The 19,304-nt window shown below is 62.4% G+C and carries 16 protein-coding genes and 1 tRNA gene; 12 read left to right on the plus strand and 5 right to left on the minus strand.

Annotation, left to right across the window (positions count from 1 at the left end; all coding sequences use genetic code 11):
* Nucleotides 1-8: 8 nt before the first annotated feature.
* From JI744_RS08540 to JI744_RS08550, 3 genes are read right to left on the minus strand one after another with little or no spacing between them, the layout of a single operon-like run.
* Nucleotides 9-941 carry a TIM barrel protein gene (locus JI744_RS08540; RefSeq protein WP_202659581.1) on the minus strand — a complete coding sequence of 311 codons (933 nt, stop codon included), beginning with the start codon at nt 939-941 and terminating at the stop codon, nt 9-11.
* Nucleotides 942-948: 7 nt separating this feature from the next.
* On the minus strand, nt 949-2,457 hold the full coding sequence (locus tag JI744_RS08545; protein ID WP_202659582.1) for a glycerol-3-phosphate dehydrogenase: 1,509 nt from the start codon (nt 2,455-2,457) through the stop codon (nt 949-951).
* Nucleotides 2,447-4,054, minus strand: coding sequence for an FGGY-family carbohydrate kinase (locus JI744_RS08550; protein WP_236019346.1), 1,608 nt, complete (start codon nt 4,052-4,054; stop codon nt 2,447-2,449). The genes JI744_RS08545 and JI744_RS08550 overlap by 11 nt, the downstream gene beginning before the upstream one ends.
* 688 nt (nt 4,055-4,742) lie before the next feature.
* Here JI744_RS08550 and JI744_RS08555 point away from each other — a divergent pair.
* The 9 genes from JI744_RS08555 (at nt 4,743) to JI744_RS08595 (ending at nt 14,242) form a co-directional block, all read left to right on the plus strand.
* Nucleotides 4,743-5,393, plus strand: a complete 651-nt coding sequence (locus tag JI744_RS08555; protein WP_202659584.1) for a DUF2291 family protein — start codon at nt 4,743-4,745, stop codon at nt 5,391-5,393.
* A complete protein-coding gene (locus JI744_RS08560) occupies nt 5,390-6,931 on the plus strand; it encodes a sugar ABC transporter ATP-binding protein (protein WP_202659586.1) in 1,542 nt (513 codons plus the stop codon). Before JI744_RS08555 ends, JI744_RS08560 begins: the two co-directional genes overlap by 4 nt.
* 23 nt (nt 6,932-6,954) lie before the next feature.
* Nucleotides 6,955-8,001, plus strand: coding sequence for an ABC transporter permease (locus tag JI744_RS08565; RefSeq protein ID WP_202659595.1), 1,047 nt, complete (start codon nt 6,955-6,957; stop codon nt 7,999-8,001).
* An 86-nt stretch (nt 8,002-8,087) separates the two neighbouring features.
* A complete protein-coding gene (locus tag JI744_RS08570) occupies nt 8,088-9,035 on the plus strand; it encodes a D-ribose ABC transporter substrate-binding protein (protein WP_202659597.1) in 948 nt (315 codons plus the stop codon).
* Nucleotides 9,036-9,179: 144 nt separating this feature from the next.
* On the plus strand, nt 9,180-10,043 hold the full coding sequence (locus JI744_RS08575; protein WP_202659599.1) for a DeoR/GlpR family DNA-binding transcription regulator: 864 nt from the start codon (nt 9,180-9,182) through the stop codon (nt 10,041-10,043).
* Between the two features lie 88 nt (nt 10,044-10,131).
* The gene (locus tag JI744_RS08580; RefSeq protein ID WP_202659601.1) at nt 10,132-11,670 is read left to right on the plus strand and encodes an FGGY-family carbohydrate kinase; all 1,539 of its coding nucleotides are present in this window, start codon (nt 10,132-10,134) and stop codon (nt 11,668-11,670) included.
* Nucleotides 11,667-12,434 carry a DeoR/GlpR family DNA-binding transcription regulator gene (locus JI744_RS08585; protein WP_202659603.1) on the plus strand — a complete coding sequence of 256 codons (768 nt, stop codon included), beginning with the start codon at nt 11,667-11,669 and terminating at the stop codon, nt 12,432-12,434. Before JI744_RS08580 ends, JI744_RS08585 begins: the two co-directional genes overlap by 4 nt.
* On the plus strand, nt 12,431-14,080 hold the full coding sequence (locus JI744_RS08590) for a glycerol-3-phosphate dehydrogenase/oxidase (protein ID WP_202659605.1): 1,650 nt from the start codon (nt 12,431-12,433) through the stop codon (nt 14,078-14,080). The genes JI744_RS08585 and JI744_RS08590 overlap by 4 nt, the downstream gene beginning before the upstream one ends.
* Nucleotides 14,081-14,165: 85 nt before the next feature.
* Nucleotides 14,166-14,242 (plus strand) — tRNA-Pro (locus JI744_RS08595).
* Nucleotides 14,243-14,428: 186 nt separating this feature from the next.
* Here JI744_RS08595 and JI744_RS08600 read toward each other — a convergent pair.
* Nucleotides 14,429-15,568, minus strand: coding sequence for an ROK family transcriptional regulator (locus JI744_RS08600; protein WP_202660438.1), 1,140 nt, complete (start codon nt 15,566-15,568; stop codon nt 14,429-14,431).
* Between the two features lie 88 nt (nt 15,569-15,656).
* Nucleotides 15,657-16,097: an RbsD/FucU family protein gene (locus JI744_RS08605; protein ID WP_202659607.1), complete on the minus strand. Its 441-nt coding sequence runs from the start codon at nt 16,095-16,097 to the stop codon at nt 15,657-15,659.
* A 187-nt stretch (nt 16,098-16,284) separates the two neighbouring features.
* Here JI744_RS08605 and JI744_RS08610 point away from each other — a divergent pair, with 187 nt between their 5' ends.
* The 3 genes from JI744_RS08610 (at nt 16,285) to JI744_RS08620 (ending at nt 19,302) form a co-directional block, all read left to right on the plus strand.
* Complete coding sequence (locus JI744_RS08610) at nt 16,285-17,292, plus strand: substrate-binding domain-containing protein (protein ID WP_202659609.1); 1,008 nt, start codon at nt 16,285-16,287, stop codon at nt 17,290-17,292.
* A gap of 154 nt (nt 17,293-17,446) precedes the next feature.
* Nucleotides 17,447-18,526, plus strand: a complete 1,080-nt coding sequence (locus tag JI744_RS08615; protein WP_202659611.1) for an ABC transporter permease — start codon at nt 17,447-17,449, stop codon at nt 18,524-18,526.
* A complete protein-coding gene (locus JI744_RS08620; protein WP_202659613.1) occupies nt 18,523-19,302 on the plus strand; it encodes an ATP-binding cassette domain-containing protein in 780 nt (259 codons plus the stop codon). The genes JI744_RS08615 and JI744_RS08620 overlap by 4 nt, the downstream gene beginning before the upstream one ends.
* The last annotated feature ends 2 nt before the right edge of the window (nt 19,303-19,304 follow it).

Consider the following 19,304-nt stretch of genomic DNA (forward strand, 5'->3'; position numbering starts at 1 on the left):
TTGGTCCCTCAGATATTCAGGTCTTTCACGCCGGTGTCGATATGCGGTGCCCAAAACGCCACGCTTTCCGCAATCTGGGGGATGACCTGCCGGTCGTTCGGCTCTCGTTCCTTGAAGGAAAGCTCCAGACAGATCTCGTTATCCACCGCCCCGCCTTGGGCAAATGCGGCGAGCAGAGGAGTGGGTTGGATCTTGCCCTTGGCGTTGAACTCGGCGGTAAAGGGACGGTGGCCGCCCTTGTCCATCAGGCTTTGCTTGATGTGGATGATCGGGCTGACCTTTGGTACCGCGCGCGCCCAGGCGTAGGGATCATAATCATCGGGGTTATCGCTGGTCACATCGCCATGATCGATGTCGGCCATCATCCACATCGGCACGGCCATGTTCGCCGCCGTCAGCCGGGTTTGCAGTGCCATAGATTCGGCGATGGTGTCGCCAAATTCGCGGCCAATGCTCATCGGTTCCCAGAAAACATAGTGCAGTCCTGCCGCCTTGGCATGGTCGGCCACCTCGGCCCAGCAGTCGATGGCGATCTGGATCAGGCTTTCCCGCCGCTTTGGATTGTCGAAATCCTGATAGGTGAAAATCGCGAATTGCGTGCCCACCGAGGTGCCGCCCAAATCGGCGGTTATATCGGCAAAGGTCTTGAACCAATCGACGTAATAGCGCCGCACATCGCGGTCGGGGTGGCCAAAGTGGTTCAGGCGGCCATAGGGGCCGGTCATGCCACTGGTCACCCGCACACCGGTGCGCGCCATCGCCGCCGCCATCTGGTGCGTTAGACGGCGGATCACCGGGGCGGGCCAGGACGGGTTGATGAACTCATGCGTCAGTTGCAGGTCGCGGATGCGCAGGTCGCGCGCGACGGTGGTGATCAGGGCATCCGGGTCGGCAAAGCGGTTGACCAGCGGATTGGTGTTCAATGACAGGGTCAGGGGCATGGGAACCTCAGGCAGCAAGATGGGCGGCGAACCAGGCGGCAAAGGCCGCCTGTTCAGCCTCGGTCAGATGCAGGCGGTGCTTGGTGCGGCGCCAAAGCACATCCTCCGCCGTCTGCGCCCATTCGCGGGCAACGAGATAGCGCGCCTCGGCCTCATATAGATTGCCGCCGAAATGCTGGCCAAGCTCCGCAAGGCTGGCGGCACTTGCCACCACATCCTTGGTGCGGGCTCCATACAGGCGACCGTAATGCTGCACCAAAGCGCGGGGCATCCACGGATAGGTTTCGCGCAGGCCATTGGCAAAGGTTTCGTAATCGGCATTCGCAATCTCACCCCCCGGCAGGGGTGCGCCATGGGTCCAGTCGCCGCCCATGTTGGGGAAGATGTGTTTCAGCCGGTGCAGGCCGCGTTCGGCCAACTCGCGATAGGTGGTGATCTTGCCGCCAAAGACGTTCAGCATTGGCGCGCCGCCGGTCTCATCCAGATCAAAGACGTAATCGCGCGTCACCGCCGAAGGGTTGCCCTTGCCGTCATCGAACAGCGGCCGCACACCCGAGAAGCTGTGCAACACATCCTGCCGCCGCAGCTTTTCCTTGAAATAGCGATTCACGGCGGCCAGCAGATAGTCGATCTCGGTCTCCGCAATCGTCACATCCTCGGCCCGGCCTTCCCAGGCGATGTCGGTCGTGCCGATCAGCGCCTTGTCGCCCTCATACGGGTTGATGAAGATCACCCGCTTGTCATGGTTCTGCACCAGATAGGCATTTGCCCCGACCCACCATTTCGGCACTATGATATGGCTGCCCTTGACCAGCCGCACATTGCGCGACGAGTTTGACCCGGCCACGCTGTTGATGACATCCGACACCCAGGGACCGGCGCAGTTGACCAGACATTTGGCGCGGAAGGTGCGGGTTTCGCCGCTCAGCTTGTTTTGGGTTGTCACCGTCCAGCCGCCATTCTCGCGTCGGGCAGAGGTGGCGGGCGAGCGGGTCAGCACCAATGCGCCCTTTTCCGCAGCCCCCACCGCGTTCAGCGTGACCAGCCGGGCATCATCGACCCAGCAGTCGGAATATTCGAACCCGCGTTTGTAATCATCCAGGATCGGCGCGCCTTCGGGGTCGCGGTGCAGGTTCAGCGTGCGGGTGCCGGGCAGTTTCTTGCGGCCCCCCAGATGGTCGTACAGAAAGAGGCCAAGGCGCACCAGCCACGCGGGCCGGTCTTGCGGGCTGTGAGGCAGCACGAAGCGCATCGGCCAGATGATATGGGGGGCCGCATTCAGCAGCACCTCTCGTTCAATCAGCGCCTCGCGCACCAGACGAAATTCGTAATACTCCAGATAGCGCAGCCCGCCATGCACCAGCTTTCCCGACCGCGAAGAGGTGCCTTCGGCCAGATCGTCCTTTTCGCACAAGACAACCGAAAGGCCGCGCCCCGCGGCATCGCGTGCAACGCCCGCGCCGTTGATGCCGCCGCCAATCACGAAAAGGTCGATCATTCCGGGTTCACTGGTCATCCTGGTCTCCTGATGCGTGGCGTGCGGCGGCCAGGGCGTCCCATGCGGGGATGAGGCTGCGCCGTGCGGCGGTAAATGCGGGGAAGATGCGGTCATAGGCGGCGGCCAGCCTTGGGTCGGGCGGTTCTGCCGGACCCAAAAGCGGCGTGACCCATTCGGCGATGCAGGCCTGCATGTCGGGATAGGCACCGATGGCGACCGCCGCCATCATGGCGGCGCCCGCAGCCCCGGCCTCTTCGCGGTCCGATACGCGGACCGGCGCATGAATGGCCGCCGATAAGATGCCGCGCAACCCTTTGGAGCGTGCAGCCCCGCCGGTCAGCCGCAATTCGGACGGCAGTTTGCCCATGGCGCTGTAACAATCGCGCATCGCATGGCCCAGACCCTCGGCCACGGCGCGCACCAGATCGGGATAGCCGTGGGTCAGCGACAAGCCGGTAAAGCCGGCGCGGGCATTGGCGTTGACAAACGGCCCACGCTCTCCGGCCTCTGAGATATAGGGCATATAGGCGATTTGCCCGGGGCGGGTGGCGGCAAGCCAACCTTCGATCCGGGCGACCAGATCGCGGTGGCTGACCTCTTGCCCGAAATCGCGCAAGGCATCGGCGGCAAGGCCAAGAACCCAGTCAAGGTTCAGGGTGGCGGCCATGTTGGTTTGAACCTGGGTAACAATGCCGGGAATGGGCAGGCAGATCACATAGCCGGTGCCTTCGGCATTCAGATGCACATCCTGCCAGCGCACGGCCCGCATATGCACCCCGGTGGACCCGACGGTCGAACAGGCCACATCGCCGTCACCGCCATAAACCCCCGCCCCCAGCGCCGTCATAACCATATCGACATAGCCCAGCGACACCGGCGTTCCGGCAAGTAGCCCGGTCTGCGCCGCAGCCGCAGCCGTCAGCGGATGGGTAATCTGCGTGCCGTCGATGATTTCGGGCAGCAGGGCGCGGCGGTGCGTCAGCCCCAGCGCAGCAATCACCCCGTCATCATAGGCGCGGTTGCGATAGTTGCCGAAGGTAAAGCTGGCCTCTGACGGGTCGGTGGCGCGAATGGCTGTCAGGTTCAGATAGAGCCAATCCTTGCAATGCAGCGCAACCTCGGCCCGATCAAGCATTTCGGGCAGGACAGTATCCATATGGGCCATCTGGCTGCCTTGCTGGCATGTGTTCAGGCCGGTGCCCGTTGCCTCGAACCGCACGCGGTTGGCGGGTAGGGCTGCCAGCCTGCCCACGGTGGATGCAGCACGGGCATCCAGCCACAGCCAGGCGTCGCCCGCGGGGCGGTTGTCTCGGCCGACCAGCCAGGTTCCGTCGCCCTGCGCGGTCACCGAAATGGCAGCCGTGCGGGCGGCAAGGCCCGCGATCTTTTCGTGCAGCCCCCGCAGGGCCAGAGCGCAATCTTCCCAAGTCTGGCCCAGCGACTGCACCGCCGACCCATCCGCTCCGGTGCGATAGCGATTCGGGACAGCAGAGGCTGCGAGCTGCTTGCCGCGCAGGTCGAACGCCACGGCCTTGATGACTGAGGTGCCCGCATCGATCCCGATGATGATGTCTTTGACAGACATGGATTCCCCACGGCGTCCGCTATCGCTCATGCCCCCTCCTTCGCTTTGGCTGGCGTCTTTCCGTCGCGCAGATCCATCGCTTGGCTATGAAAATTGATATATCATAAACATCTCACATGGAATGTATTTTTTTACGGACATAGAAATTTATTTCAGTTACGCTGGGTGTGAGGGTGAGGAGATGGCAATCAACCATGCGGGTCAGGCCGGGCGAGAATGTGATCCTGCTGGGTCGTTGCGGTGAATGCCAGGGTTTGCTGCGTGGCGGCGAGGGTTCGCGGCCAATTCAGCTTATTTCTTTGTTATATCGCAGAATAATTCTGCAAAAGCAGCATGATTTTCTGCGACTGCATGGCGGCCGGACCGTGGTGGGGCTGTCTATCGCCCGCTGCCTACTGCACCTGATTCTCCGCGCGCCCTTGATAGGCGTTAAGCCTCGGGTTGGCCGTGAGATTAGGGATTTTGGAAATGGAAATCTATCACTCTTGACGAGATAGATAACTTAGATATATCACATAGGAGCTGCGGATCGCAGAGTCCCTGTCGCGAAGAGGAGAGCGTGGCGAGGACGGACAGAGGAGGGGGAAGGTTATGTCGCAACAGCGTCAGTATCACCGCGCCAATCGGGGCCACTGGCCCGCGTCTCTCTGCATACTGCTTTGACATTGTGCCGCCCAAAGGCGGCTTTGCCACATCGAATGCAATCCGAGGTCGAATGATGACGCAAACATCCGCACCCAAAGCCCCGGCCGCCTCGCGGCGAGGATTAGTGATCCTGACGGTCGCGGGGCTGGCCCTGCTGGGGGCAATCGCTCTTGATACGACCGTTGTCCATATCGGGTCCGAGGCCGATGTGCGCAAGCAGGCGTTCTCGCCCGACAGCTATGGAGAGACCGAGTTTCCCCGCATTCAGAAGCTGGTTCTGGAAAAGGCAGTTGATGGTTTGACGCTGGGTCCGGCCGTCATGGCCGACAAGGCGGCGGCGGCCAAACAATATGGCGTCGCCTCGACCACCGGCGCGATCATGTTGGTTAAACTGTCCGGCGTCGCGGCAGACCCGAAGTCGGGCGTTTATACGCTGGCGGTTGATGGGTTGCCGCCCGATATCAAGGTGCGCCTGCAAACCGGCCCGGCGATCAATGGCACTGATCTGCGCGATGCGCCCGGTGATATTGAATTCGGCAAGTTCAAAAACCAGATCGAGTATCAGGATGCGGGCTCCGGCATCAACCGCGCCATGAAAAAGACGGTGCTGGACGGGATCGACACCGCAAACCTGACCGGCAAAACGGTCGAGGTAGTCGGTGCCTTCCGTCTGGTGAACCCCAAGAACTGGATGATCACCCCCGTTCAGGTGACCGTGAAATGACCGACATTCCCGCAGCAAACCCCGATGTGGGCGAAGTGGTGCTTGCCGCGCGCAATGTCGCCAAATCCTATGGCCAAATTCATGCGCTGAAGGGTGTGAATTTCGACATTCATCGCGGTCAGGTCACCACCCTGTTCGGTGAAAACGGCGCAGGCAAATCGACGCTGATGAAAATTCTGTCCGGCGTGATCCGGCCCACCTCGGGCGAGATCATTCTGGATGGCCAGCCGGTGGCCTTCAACACTTCGACCGAGGCGCGCGATCGCGGCATCTCGATCATCCATCAGGAACTGAGCCTCGCGCCCAACCTGTCGGTGCGCGACAACATCTTTATGGGGCGGGAAATCAAGGGCCCGATGGGCGTTGATTTCGCCGAAGAAGAACGCCAGGTCCGCAAGCTGCTGGAGGAGCTGGAGGAAGACATTGATCCCCTGACCCCGGTTGAAGAATTGCGGCTGGGTCAGCAGCAGATCGTGGAGATTGCCCGCGCCCTTTCGGTCGATAGCCGCATCCTGATCATGGATGAGCCGACCAGCGCCCTGTCGGCGACCGAAGTTGAGGTGCTGTTCAAGGTGATCCGCGACCTGACCTCCAAGGGCGTCAGCATCGTCTATATCTCGCACCATCTGGAAGAGGCGTTGCAGATCACCAACCATGCCGTGGTTCTGCGGGATGGGGCGATGACCGCCTATGCGCCCCGGTCCGAGATCGATCTGGAATGGATCGTGCGCAACATGGTGGGCGAAAACTACGATCTGGGCAGCCCGCCCGGCGGGTATGATTTCGGCCCTGTCGCCCTGTCGCTGCGCGAGGTGACGGTGGCCGACCCCAAGGGGGGCGATTACAACGTCGTGGACAAGCTGTCGCTGGATGTGCGGGCGGGCGAGGTGGTCTGCATCTATGGCCTGATGGGCGCTGGCCGCACCGAGCTGATGGAGACGGTTGCAGGCCGCCTGCGCGCCACGACCGGCGAGGTTGTGCTGGAGGGCAAAGAGGTCTCGCATCTGTCCATCGCCCAGCGGATCGCACGCGGGCTGGCGCTGGTGCCCGAAGACCGCCAGCGCGACGGTCTGGTGCAAACCATGACCGTGGGGCAGAACCTGTCTCTGGCCTCGATCGCATCCTTTACCAAGGGCCTGTTCACCCAGAAAAAGGCCGAACAAGACCTGATTGACCGCACCATCAAAGAGGTGACGGTCAAAACCTCTGGCGGGGCTGCCGCCATCGGGTCGCTGTCGGGCGGCAACCAGCAAAAGGTGGTCATCGGTAAGATGCTGGCCACGCGGCCCAAGGTGATCCTGCTGGACGAACCCAGCCGCGGCATCGACATCGGTGCCAAGGCCGAGGTGTTCCGCCTCTTGGCCGAAGGGGCAAAGCGCGGTCTGGCCGTGGTCTATTCCACCTCCGAAGTGGGCGAATGCCTGTCAATCGCCCATCGGATCATCGTCATGCACAAGGGCCACATCTCGGCCGAGTTCGATTCAACCGTCACCAAGGAACAGATCATGGCCGCCTCTGGCGAGTCCGTGGCGGCCTGACACACCTTACGGGAGCATATTTCATGTCCGACACAAGTCTTACCCGTTCGGCTGCAAAGGGCAGCGCGCAATCCTTCAGCCTTGGCCGGTTGTTGCTGGAAGGCCGGGCCTTCTTTGCCCTGATCGCGATTATCGCGGTGTTTTCCTATCTGTCACCCAATTACCTGACGGTTTCGAACCTGCTGATCATGGCCAGCCACGTTGCAATCTATGGCATTCTGGCCATCGGGATGCTGCTGGTTATCCTGAACGGCGGTATCGATTTGTCGGTCGGTTCGGTTCTGGCGCTGTGCGGGGTGCTGGCCGGGGCGCTGATGCAGGGGGTCGAACTGCCGGTCTTTGGTGTGATCCTGTTTCCGCCAGTCTGGGCCGTGGTGGTGCTGACCTGTGCCGCCGGGGCGTTGGTGGGGGCATTGAACGGCGCGCTGATCGCCTGGTTCAAGGTGCCCGCCTTTGTTGCCACGCTGGGCGTGATGTATGTGGCGCGTGGGGTTGCCCTGCTGCAAACCAACGGCCTGACCTATAACAACCTGCATGGCCGCCCCGAACTGGGCAACACCGGGTTCGACTGGCTGGGCTTCAACCGGCTGGCGGGTGTTCCGATCTCTGTTCTGGTGCTGGCCACCATCGCCATTCTGACGGGGTTGATGCTGTCGCGGTCGTCCTTTGGCCGTTGGCTTTACGCCTCTGGCGGCAACGAACGGGCGGCCGATCTGTCGGGCGTGCCGGTCAAGCGGGTTAAGATCACCGTTTACACCCTGTCGGGCATTCTGGCCGCCGTTGCCGGGCTGGTGCTGTCGTCTCAGCTTACCTCGGCCGGGCCGACCGCAGGCACGACCTATGAGCTGACGGCGATTGCCGCCGTTGTCATCGGGGGGGCGGCGCTGACCGGGGGGCGCGGCACCGTGCGCGGCACCATGCTGGGCGCCTTTGTCATCGGCTTTCTGTCCGACGGCCTCGTGATCATCGGGGTGTCGTCTTACTGGCAGACCGTTTTTACCGGCGCTGTGATCGTGCTGGCCGTGCTGATGAACTCGATCCAGTACGGCAAAGGCGGCCGCAAATCCTGAACCGAACTTCTCCGCGTCGGCCGCAGCCGGCCCGCGCGGAAAGCCTGCCATATCGGCAAACTACCAACCCAAGGGAGAGAGACCAAATGTTGAAACTGACCCGCCGCGCGCTGATGGCCGCTGTTGCCGTGACGCCGCTGATGACGTTCGCCGCATCGGCCGAAGGCCTGATCTCGATCATCGTGACCGACCCGGCCAACCCCTATTGGAAGACCGAAGGCGACGTGGCCAAGGCCACCGCAGAATCGATGGGCTACACCGCCAATGTTGCGGCCCACAAGGGCGACACCAACGCCGAAAGCACCCTGATCGACACCGCGATCACCAACAAGTCGGTTGCGATCATCCTTGACCCGGCGAATGCCGACGGGTCGATCGGTGCCGTGAAAAAGGCTGTGGATGCCGGTATTCCGGTGTTCCTGGTCAACGCCGAGATCAACCAGGAAGGCCTGGCCAAGGCGCAGCTTGTGTCGAACAACGCGCAAGGCGCCGCACTGGGCGCCGAGCAGTGGGTTTCGATGGTGGGCGACAAGGGCAACTATGTCGAACTGTTCGGCAACCCCGCCGACAACAACGCTGCCACCCGGTCGAACGGCTATGAAACCGTTATCACCCAGTACCCCGATCTGGTGAAAGTCGGCAAGGAAGTGGCGGACTGGGACCGCACCAAGGGCTATCAGAAGATGCAGTCGCTGCTGCAAGCCAACCCCGACATCATCGGCGTGATCTCTGGCAATGATGAAATGGCGCTGGGCGCGATTGCCGCGCTGAAAGAGGCGGGCAAGCTGGCCAATGTCAAGGTCGGCGGCTTTGACGGTTCGCCTGATGCGGTCGATGCCGTGAAGGCGGGCGAGATGCAGTACACCGTTCTGCAACCCGTCGCCGTGTTCTCGGCCGAGGCTGTGAAGCAGGCTGACACCTTCATCAAGACCGGCGCCACGGGGGCCGCGACCGAAAAGCAGTTGTTCGACTGCCTGCTGATCACCAAGGACAATGTGGACAAGTACACCGGCCCGTTCACCCTGTCGCAGTAAGACCTCCCGAGGGGGTGGCTTTGGCTGCCCCTTTCCTCCTGCGGCACCGGGAAACCGGTGCCGCCCCTTGCCACAGACCCATGGCCAAGCTTTGCTTGCCTTTCGGGGCAGATGCGCTATCCGCACCTGTCAGGAGGCGCAGGAATGTCCGACAGCAGAGTCCCGATAGATCAGATGCCAGTGCTGACGCCCGAGCAGATAACGGCTGATCAGATCCCCTCTGACAGCCGACATGCACGCCAGATCGCGCGCCGCCACCTGATTGCCGAGGCGGTGATGACCGAAGGCACCATGCGGATCGAGGATCTGACCGCCCGGTTCGGCATTTCGCTGATGACCGCCCACCGTGACCTGGATGAGCTGGTCGGGCGTGGCCTTTTGCGCAAGACGCGTGGCATTGTATCGGCTGCTCCGACCAGTCTGGTCGAATCCAGTGCAGTGTATCGATCAACCCGGCAAGAGCTGGAAAAGCGGGCGATTGCCGCCGCCGCCGCCGCCCATATTGAACCGGGTCAGGCGGTTTTCTTTGATGACAGCACCACCGTGTTGCAGATGGTGCCGCATCTCGCCTCTCGTGTGCCGCTGACGGCGATCACCAACTCCATCACCCTGATGAACGAACTGCGGGGGGTGCGGGACATCACGCTCTTGGGCTTGGGCGGGCAATTCTATAACTGGTGCAACGCCTTCATGGGGCCGGTCACCACCGCCGAGATCCGCCGCCTGCGGCCCGATCTGGTCTTTCTGTCGATGTCGGCCATTACCGACGACATGGTGTTTCACCAAAATCCCGAGATGGTCGAGACCAAGCGCGCCATGTTCGACAGCGCCGCGCGCCGTATCCTGCTGGCCGACCATACCAAGTTTGAACGCCGCGCTTTGCATGCGATGGGGGCGCTGGACGAATTTGATGTGGTCATCGTTGATGACGGCACGCCGCCCCGCCTGATCGACAGGATGAGGGCGCGGGGCATCAATGTTGAGGTTGCTGCGGTACAGACCCCTTAGTTTGTAACCACAAATATTGGTATAATACCAAATTTCATGGTTACAAATTGCGCCCACCCGGTTAGTCTGGGGGTGCGGAGGATTTGCCATGACCAGCACCCCAGGCCCCTGCCTTCTGGGCATCGACAACGGGCTGACCGTTACCAAGGCTGTGGTGTTTGACGCGGCCGGGGTGGTTCTGGCCGTTGCCCGCCGCCGGTTGCCTCAGATCATTCCTCGCCCCCGTCATGTAGAGCGTGGCATGGCGGCATTGTGGGCCGCGACAGCCGAGGCGATTGCCGAAGCACTGGCCAAATCGGGCAGGGCCGCAGATATCGCCGCCGTGGCGGCAACCGCACATGGCGATGGGATTTACCTGCTGGATGCTGCTGGCACGCCGCTTGGGCATGGCATCCTGTCGCTGGACAGCCGCGCTGCCGGGGTGGTCGCCGGGTGGCAAGCGGATGGCACCGCGCAGGCCGCCTTGGCACGGACAGGTCAGATGCCCCATGCCTCGGCCCCTGCTGCCCTGCTGGAATGGCTGCGCCGGAATGAGCCTGACCGCTTTGCCCGCATCGGCCATGTCTTGGCCTGCAAGGACTGGCTGCGCTATTGCCTGACGGGTCAGATCGGCACCGACCTGACCGAGGCCAGCACATCTTTCACCGATGTGAACACGCAGGGCTATGACAGCAATATTCTGTCCCTGTTCGGCCTACAGTCCCTGCCTTGCACCTTGCCGCAGGTGGCCCGCCCCGATGAGGTTGTGGGCCATATCAGCGACGTGGCGGCACGGCTGACCGGGCTGCGCGCGGGCACGCCCGTGGTGGCAGGCTTGCATGATGTGACGGCTTCGGCGCTTGGCATTGGCGGGCATGGGCTGGGCCAGATTGCCATTGTTGCGGGCACCTATTCGATCAACGAAACCGTTTCACAGGTGCCCAAAACCGATGCGCGCTGGTTTTGCCGCAACGGACTGCGTCTGGGCGAATGGAACAACATGGCGATCTCTCCCGCCTCTGCCGCGAATTACGACTGGTTTCTGGATACGCTTTGCGCGCCCGAACGGGCCAGTGCAGAGGCCGGGGGCGGATCGATTCACGACCGGATCGGGCAAGAGGTGCAGGTGGCGCTGGACCGTCCTTCGACGGTGTTGTTCCACCCCTATCTTTACGGCTCGCCCCACGGGGCGGGGGCCAGCGGGGGCTTTCTGGGCCTGCGCGGCTGGCATGACCGGGCCGACCTGCTGCGCGCCGTGATCGAGGGCATCGCCTTTAACCACCGGGTTCATGTCGATGCGCTGCGCGACGGGTTCAACCCCGGCATCGCGCGACTGACGGGGGGCATTTCGCGCAACCCTGTCTTTGCCCAGATCTTTGCTGATGTGCTGGATATGCCGGTCTCGGTCAGCCAGACCGAAGAGGCTGCCGCATGGGGTGCTGCCCTGTGCGCAGGCAGCGGTGTGGGTCTGTTCACCAGCCCCACAGCCGACCCGCGTGACCTTGACGCACTTGGCCAGACCTACCACCCCGACCCGGCCCGCAGCGCCGATATGGCCCGGCGTTATGCCTTGCATTGCGACATCGCCACCAGCCTTGCTCCACTGTGGCCCCGGATCGAAGGCCTTGCCGAAGGGGCCGCACCATGACCGCCGACGCCCGCCGCGACCAGATCGCCGCCTATGTCGCCCAGCGGGGCGAGGTGCGGGTTGACGAACTGGTCACCGCCTTTGGCGTCTCGCGCATGACGATCCATCGCCACGTCGAGGAACTGGCACGCCAAGGTGTGCTGCGCAAGCTGCACGGGGCGGTCAGCGCCCAGCCCTCGGGCGTTTATGAATCGCTGTTCGGGTTCCGCCAGACCCATGCCACCGCTGCGAAACAGGCGATTGCCCGCGCCGCCGCGGCAGAGCTTTTGCCCGGCCAGATCGTGCTGCTGGACGATTCCACCACCGTCGCGACGCTGCTTGCCCATGTGCCAAAGGCGGCCCCCCTGACGGTGATGACCAACAGCCTTGCCCACGCGCCCGTGCTGGCAGGGATGGACGAGGTGCGGCTGATCGCACTGGGGGGCGAGTATCATCCGACCTACAACGCCTTTATTGGGCATCTGTGCGAAACGGCTTTGGCGCAGGTTCGGGTGAACCTTGCCATCTGCTCGGCTTCGGCGATCGCAGGCAATGCGGCACTGATTCAGGACCCGCAGGTGACGCGGGTCAAGCAGGCGATGCTGGCGGCAGCGGCCCGCAAGGTGCTGCTGGTTGATGGCACCAAGTTCGGCAAGGTTGCACTGCATCTCTTGGCTGACCTTGCGCAGTTTGACGCGATTTATACCGATGGTGCCCTTCCCGACGACGTTGCGCAGCGCTTGCACGATGCGGGCACTAAACTGGTTCAGGTGAGCGTGAAATGACCCCGGAAGACATTGACGTTCTGATCATCGGTGCAGGCATCAACGGGGCCGGGCTGTTTCGTGACCTGTGCGAACAGGGGGTCAAGGCGGTCATTCTGGACAAGAATGATTTCGGCTCTGGCACCTCGGCAGCGCCCTCCCGGCTTATTCATGGCGGGATCAAGTATCTGGAAACCGGAGAGCTGGGGTTGGTTGCCCAATCGACGCTGGAGCGGAACCTGCTGTTGAAAAACGCGCCGCATTATGTGCGGCCGCTGCCAACGGTGATCCCGATCTTTTCGTGGTGGAAAGGCGTGCCCTCGGCCATTCGCACCTTGTTCGGGTCAACCACAGCGCCCCGCAGCCGGGGGGCCGTGCTGATCAAGATCGGCCTTGCGATGTATGACTTTTATGGCGCGCGCCATCGGGTCATGCCGCGCCATGCGCTGTGGTCAAAGGCGCGCGCCTTACGAGAAATTCCGCCGCTTACGCCCCGAATCGTCGCGGCGGGCACCTATTACGACGCGACCGTCAGCCACCCCGAGCGGCTGGTGCTGGAACTGATCGAGGATGGCCTGCGCGCCAACCCCGCCAGCGATGCCCTGAACCATGCCACCTTGCAGGGAACGGACGGGCAGGCGATTCATGTGGTGCAGGCAGACGGACGATCCCGCAGCTTGTGGCCAAAGGTCGTGGTGAATGCGGCGGGGCCGTGGATTGATCTGGTCAACGCCCGCCTTGGTGCGGCCTCGCATCTGATCGGCGGCACCAAGGGGTCGCATATCCTGCTGCACCACCCCGAGCTGATCCGTGCCCTCAATGGCCGGATGATCTATTTCGAGGCAGATGACGGGCGCATCTGTCTGGTCTTTGACTATCTGGGTCGGGCGCTTGTGGGGTCTACCGACCAGCGGGCGGCAGACCCCGACAATGTGCGCTGTGATGAGGAAGAGATCGACTATTTCCTGCAAAGCCTGCAAAGCCTGCTGCCCGGTCTGCACTGTGATCGCAGCCAGATCGTCTATGCCTATGCCGGTATCCGCCCGTTGCCCGCCACGGATGGCACGGCGGTCGGGCTGATCAGCCGCGACCATTCTGCCCCGGTAATCGAACCTGCGGGCGACCGGCAATGGCCCATCATCTCGCTGGTGGGGGGCAAATGGACCACCTTTCGCGGGTTTGCCGAAGAGGTGGCCGATCAGCTTTTGGTCCGATTGGGTGCCGCCCGGAGGATCAGCACGCAGGGTCTGCCGATTGGCGGTGGCCGGGGCTATCCGGCAGATGAACCGCAAGCCTGGCTGGATGATGCGGTGGCAAAGTCGGGGGCCACGCCGGGACGAGCGAAGGCGCTGCTTGACCGCTATGGCACCAAAGCGACCGCGATTTTGCAGGCCGAAGGCGATGCGCCGGTCTTTCTGGCTGATGCTCCCGACTATTCCCGGCAAGAGCTGGACTGGATCACCCGCAACGAGCGTGTGGTACATCTGGAAGATCTTGTGATGCGCCGCACCGCCCTTGCTATCACTGGCGAGTTGACCGCGCGGGCGCTGGCGGATGCCGCCGACATCGCCGCCACCGCCTTGGGCTGGCAGCCCGACCAGCGCGACGCCGAGGTTCGCCAGACACAGGCGACTTTGGAAACCCGGCATCATATGCGTCTGGCATAAGGTCGCGCGCCGTCCCGCAATTGCAGGCATTTGCGCTTGGCCCCCTTGCAAAAGCCAGCGCAGCAGAGTAACCCGCCCCCACGGTCGGAGCGTAGCGCAGTCTGGTAGCGCACCTGCTTCGGGAGCAGGGGGTCGGAGGTTCGAATCCTCTCGCTCCGACCAAATTCCCGCATTATCATGAACATTTAGCGGTGCCATAAGGGCGCTCCCGGCACAAAGATTTGCTCTGCCATTGTGCGGGCGGGGTGGGGCGGTGAATCATCTGCCAAAAGCACCCCGAGACCGAACCGCCAAGGCCTGCCCTGAACCGCTGGCGCCCCGAAGGGTGCCGATGCGTGCGGCGCCTGCCTATGCCTCGCTGCCAAGCGGTGCAAGGAAGCGTTGCGACAGGGGAATCGATGCCGCGCCCAGCGTGCGGGCCTGATCGCCGATGGTGCCTTCAACGACATCGGGTTGTTCGATTCCCGAAAAATCCAGCGTTTGAAGGTTGGCTCTTACGGCTGAGACCAGCTCTAGCCGCCAATCCAAGGGCAACCAGCCATCGATGATCATGGCTCTGATATCGACCACCGCCGTCACCGTCAGGGCGGCATGGGCGATGCCCGCCGCCGCCGCTGCAATCCAGTCGCGGCGAATTTGCGGTGGCACCGGCCAGTCATGGGCGCGGTCCCAGATGGCGCGCGCATCATGCCCGCCCGCCCGCATCAGATGCTCCAGTCGGGCCAGAGAGCCGACGTTGATCAACTGGTGCATTCCGCCATCGGCCCGCGGCACGGGCAGCGAAGCGACAGCGGCCGCATTGCCCGAAGGCCCGACATGCAGCTTGCCGTTCAGCACCAACCCGCCGCCAATGAAATGGGCGATGAACAGGTGCAGGAAATCGGCGGGCCGGTCTTCGCGGCCAAAGATCAGTTCTGCCCCGCAGGCGGCGGTGGCGTCGTTCTGGATATAGGTTGGCAGGCCCGACAAGGTGGCAATTTCGGCCTGAATGTCGCGGTGACGCCAAGCGTCCATTTCGGCTTGCGGTGCGCCAACGAATTGCGCCCAGTTCCACAGTTGAAACGGCATGGCGATGCCAATGCCCGCGATACGCCCCGCCCGGTCGGCAGGCAGGCTTGCCGCCAGTTCGGGCAGCGCATGGGCGACGAAATCCATCACGACACCGGGCGTCGGATAGGGATAGGTATGGCGTCTCAGCCCCACGGTCTGGCCGATAAAATCCATCAGCATCAAGTCGGTCGATCGCCGCCCGATCTTCAGCCCCAGAAAATACGCCCCATCCGGGGCAAGGGCCATCGGCACCAGTGGCTGGCCAACCTTGCCGCGCACCTTTTCGCGCCGCACCAGCAGGCCATCATCTTCCAGCGCGCGCATGATCACCGAAACCGTCTGTGCTGACAGGCCAGTCATGCGGGCGATATCGGTCTTGGCCAGCGCACCATGCGACCGGACCAGCGAAAGAACCAACCGTTCGTTCTGCGCCCGCATTCCCGCCTGATTGGTGCCGCGCAAGACGATGCTGTCTGTTGCCGGTCGATCAGCCAAGGTCTCTGGCGTCAGGTTCAAGGTTCCATCCTCAATTCGGCGCGTCGGGCAAGATCACCCCTTTGCGCAGGATGATATTGGCGAACAGGGCGCGCTCTCCGGTTGCGAAGATGCAGTATGCGGACTTGATCCTGGGGTAAAGCTGATCGCCGCCCAGCGGACGAACCGTGAAAGACGGCGCAAGGCGGGCGCAGGTGGCGTCTATGCTGTTGTGAATGGGCGCAAACTGGGCTGGATCGTTGTTCAGTGCTGCCCGGAACACCGCATCAGGAACGGCAGTATCCAGCGGCAGAACGGCCAGAATCGCCTCCAACACCGCCAGCATGTCGTGTCCATCGGCGCGCACCAGGCGGCGCGCATGTTCCTGTGCGGGATAGTTGGCGTCCACCAGGGCCACCTCATCCCCATGCCCCATGGACCGCAGCGCATGAAGCGCGTCGGGCGACAGCAGCGGTGGGATGCCGATCAGCATCATTTAAATCCTTTGCCTCTATTCTGGGCAAAGCCTGCATCAGCTTGGCTGGCGCGTCAATAATAAATCACTGTGATTTATCTATTGACGTAAGGCAGGGAATCGCGCCATGTTGCGGCCATCGGCGACCGTTCGGGAAAACAGAGCCGCCGGACCTACAGGATTACCGCTTTCGGGAGGATTGCGAATGAAACTGAAGACCACTGCCCTGCTGGGCGCAGCGGCGTTTGCGCTGATGGCCGGTTCGGCTTCGGCTGCTGATCTGGTTTGCCTGATCACCAAGAACAACACCAACCCCTTCTTCGTGAAGATGAAAGAGGGTGCCGAGGCCAAGGCCAAGGAACTGGGCATGGATTTCCAGGCCTATGCCGGTGAGAAGGACGGCGATGCCGGCCCGCAACTGACCGCGATCGAAAACTGCGTTGCGGCTGGTGCCAAGGGTATCCTGATCACTGCATCGAACGACTCGGTCGCACCGGCGCTGAAAGACGCCCGCGCCGCCGGCATTCTGGTGATCGCGCTGGATACGCCGCTGGCCGATGCCGATGCGCAGGACATGACCTTTGCCACCGACAACTTCCAGGCGGGTCTGCTGATCGGCCAATGGGCCAAGGCCCAGATGGGCGATGCCGCGGCAAGCGCCAAGATCGCCATGCTGGACATCAACAAGGACAACATCTCGGTCGACGTGCAGCGTGACACTGGTTTCCTCAAGGGCTTTGGCGTCGAAGTGCCGGATCTGAAAGTGATGGGGTCGGAAACCGATGCCCGCGTCATCGGGCATGAATCGTCCGAAGCCAGCGCCGAAGGCGGTCAGCGCGCCATGGAAACCCTGCTTGCCAAAGATCCCGGCATCAACGTGGTCTACACCATCAACGAACCGGCCGCCGAAGGTGCCTTCCAGGCGCTGAAGGCCGCTGGCAACACCGCGCTGGTGGTTTCGGTCGATGGCGGCTGCCCCGGTGTGAAAAACGTGCAGGCGGGTGTTATCGGCGCCACCTCGCAGCAGTATCCGCTGGATATGGCCTCGAAGGGCGTCGAAGCGATTGCGGCTTTTGCCAAGGATGGCACCAAGCCTGCCGCCTCGGAAGGGCTGGGCTTCTTCAACACCGGCGTCAACCTGGTGACCGACAAGCCGGCCGAAGGCGTGCCTTCGATCGACTCTGCCAAAGGGCTGGAGCTGTGCTGGGGCTGATCCGGCCAAACTGAAATTGGCCAGTCTGAACCTGACTTGTCTGAACCCGGTCATCTGACCCGGCTTGATTGCGCGAAGGGCGGCTTTGGGTCGCCCTTCTTCACAAGGCGGCAATGACCGCCAGGTTTTCTCCAAGGAAGGGGGCATCTGCGCGATGAGCACGGAAACCACGCCAACCAAGACGGTCTCTGATTACGAGGCCGTGCTGAACAAGGCGGATACCGCCGTGGCCAGCTTTCAAAAAGATGACAGCACGCTGATACATCGCGCCCGTGGTGTGTTGCGCAACAACCCCACGCTGATTCCGGCGCTGGTGTTGCTGACGGCGGTCATCATTTTCGGCATCATTGCCGACAACTTTCTGAAGATCGGCGCACTTTCGACCATCCTCAAACAGGTCACGGTCACAGGTTTCATCGCGCTGGCGCAAACGCTGGTTATTCTGACCGCCGGGATTGATCTGTCGGTCGGAGAGATTCTGGTTCTGTCCTCGCTGATCATGGGGAACCTTGCGGTCAACGCCGGGCTGCCGGTTGGCATTGCCGTGATCATCGGCATGTTCTTTGCCCTGTTGATGGGGCTGTTGAACGGGGTATTGATCGCCAAGATCAAACTGCCGCCCTTTATCGTGACGCTTGGCACCTTCTCGATCTTCCGCTCGCTCAAGTTGTGGTATTCGGGGTCGGAATCCATCCGCAACGCCGATATCGTTGAAAAGGCGCCCGGCCTTTTGTGGTTCGGCAAAGGGATCAATTTGGGCGGTGCCTCGATCCTTTATGGCGGGATCACGCTGATGCTGCTGGCGGGCGTGCTGTGGTATATCCTGAACCACACCGCCTGGGGTCGCCATGTTCATGCCATCGGCGACGATCCTGATGCGGCGCGCCTGTCGGGCATCAACGTGGACCGCACGCTGATCTCTGTCTACGGTGTGGCGGGCCTGATCTGCGGCTTTGCGGCGTGGATCGCGATTGGCCGGGTGCAGTCGGTCTCTCCCATCGGGTTTGAAAACGTGAACCTGGCTTCGATCACCGCCGTGGTGATTGGCGGCACCTCACTGTTCGGGGGGCGCGGGTCCATCGTCGGTTCGGTGCTGGGGGCCTTTATCGTGCAGGTGTTCATCACGGGGCTCTCGCTGGCCGGGGTGGACGACTACTGGCAGATGTTTGCTGCGGGCTGCCTTGTCATCATCGCCGTGGCATTGGACCAATCGCTGCGGAGGGCGTCGCAATGACCCAGCAACCTATTCTGCAAGCCACCGGCCTGATGAAGCGTTACGGCACGGTGGTGGCCATGAACGGCGCCGATTTTGATTTGATGCCAGGAGAGATTCTGGCGGTGATCGGCGACAACGGCGCTGGCAAATCGACACTGATCAAGGCCCTGTCGGGGGCGGTAACCCCCGACCACGGTACCATCGAACTGGACGGCAAACCGGTTCATTTCCGCAGCCCCGACGATGCCCGCGCATCTGGCATCGAGACGGTCTACCAGAACCTTGCAATGTCGCCGGCGCTGTCGATTGCCGATAACATGTTTCTGGGCCGCGAATGGCGCAAACCGGGCATTCTGGGCAGCGTGTTCCGGCAGATGGACAAGCCGCGGATGAATGCCTTTGCCCGGCAAAAGCTGTCGGACCTGGGGTTGATGACCATTCAGGACATCAACGTCGCAGTCGAAAGCCTGTCGGGTGGTCAGCGTCAAGGCGTGGCCGTGGCGCGGGCAGCGGCCTTTGGCTCGAAAGTCGTGATCCTTGACGAACCCACCGCAGCGCTGGGTGTCAAGGAAAGCCGCCGCGTGCTGGACCTGATCCGCGATGTGCGGGCGCGTGGCATTCCGATCATCCTGATCAGCCACAACATGCCGCATGTGTTCGAGGTGGCCGACCGCGTTCACATCCACCGTCTGGGTCGGCGGCTGTGCGTCATCAACCCCAAGGACTACACGATGTCCGACGCGGTTGCCCTGATGACCGGCGCCATGGAGATCGACGGCAACAAGGCCGCCTGAGA

Source organism: Fuscibacter oryzae, from assembly GCF_016765795.1.
Taxonomy (GTDB): domain Bacteria; phylum Pseudomonadota; class Alphaproteobacteria; order Rhodobacterales; family Rhodobacteraceae; genus Fuscibacter; species Fuscibacter oryzae.

Excerpts from the sequence above, each read along its gene's own strand:
- JI744_RS08540 (WP_202659581.1), bottom strand. The coding sequence starts at position 941 with ATGCCCCTGACCCTGTCATTGAACACCAATCCGCTGGTCAACCGCTTT.
- JI744_RS08545 (WP_202659582.1), bottom strand. The coding sequence starts at position 2,457 with ATGACCAGTGAACCCGGAATGATCGACCTTTTCGTGATTGGCGGCGGC.
- JI744_RS08550 (WP_236019346.1), bottom strand. The coding sequence starts at position 4,054 with ATGAGCGATAGCGGACGCCGTGGGGAATCCATGTCTGTCAAAGACATC.
- JI744_RS08555 (WP_202659584.1), top strand. The coding sequence starts at position 4,743 with ATGACGCAAACATCCGCACCCAAAGCCCCGGCCGCCTCGCGGCGAGGA.
- JI744_RS08560 (WP_202659586.1), top strand. The coding sequence starts at position 5,390 with ATGACCGACATTCCCGCAGCAAACCCCGATGTGGGCGAAGTGGTGCTT.
- JI744_RS08565 (WP_202659595.1), top strand. The coding sequence starts at position 6,955 with ATGTCCGACACAAGTCTTACCCGTTCGGCTGCAAAGGGCAGCGCGCAA.
- JI744_RS08570 (WP_202659597.1), top strand. The coding sequence starts at position 8,088 with ATGTTGAAACTGACCCGCCGCGCGCTGATGGCCGCTGTTGCCGTGACG.
- JI744_RS08575 (WP_202659599.1), top strand. The coding sequence starts at position 9,180 with ATGTCCGACAGCAGAGTCCCGATAGATCAGATGCCAGTGCTGACGCCC.
- JI744_RS08580 (WP_202659601.1), top strand. The coding sequence starts at position 10,132 with ATGACCAGCACCCCAGGCCCCTGCCTTCTGGGCATCGACAACGGGCTG.
- JI744_RS08585 (WP_202659603.1), top strand. The coding sequence starts at position 11,667 with ATGACCGCCGACGCCCGCCGCGACCAGATCGCCGCCTATGTCGCCCAG.
- JI744_RS08590 (WP_202659605.1), top strand. The coding sequence starts at position 12,431 with ATGACCCCGGAAGACATTGACGTTCTGATCATCGGTGCAGGCATCAAC.
- JI744_RS08600 (WP_202660438.1), bottom strand. The coding sequence starts at position 15,568 with ATGCGGGCGCAGAACGAACGGTTGGTTCTTTCGCTGGTCCGGTCGCAT.
- JI744_RS08605 (WP_202659607.1), bottom strand. The coding sequence starts at position 16,097 with ATGCTGATCGGCATCCCACCGCTGCTGTCGCCCGACGCGCTTCATGCG.
- JI744_RS08610 (WP_202659609.1), top strand. The coding sequence starts at position 16,285 with ATGAAACTGAAGACCACTGCCCTGCTGGGCGCAGCGGCGTTTGCGCTG.
- JI744_RS08615 (WP_202659611.1), top strand. The coding sequence starts at position 17,447 with ATGAGCACGGAAACCACGCCAACCAAGACGGTCTCTGATTACGAGGCC.
- JI744_RS08620 (WP_202659613.1), top strand. The coding sequence starts at position 18,523 with ATGACCCAGCAACCTATTCTGCAAGCCACCGGCCTGATGAAGCGTTAC.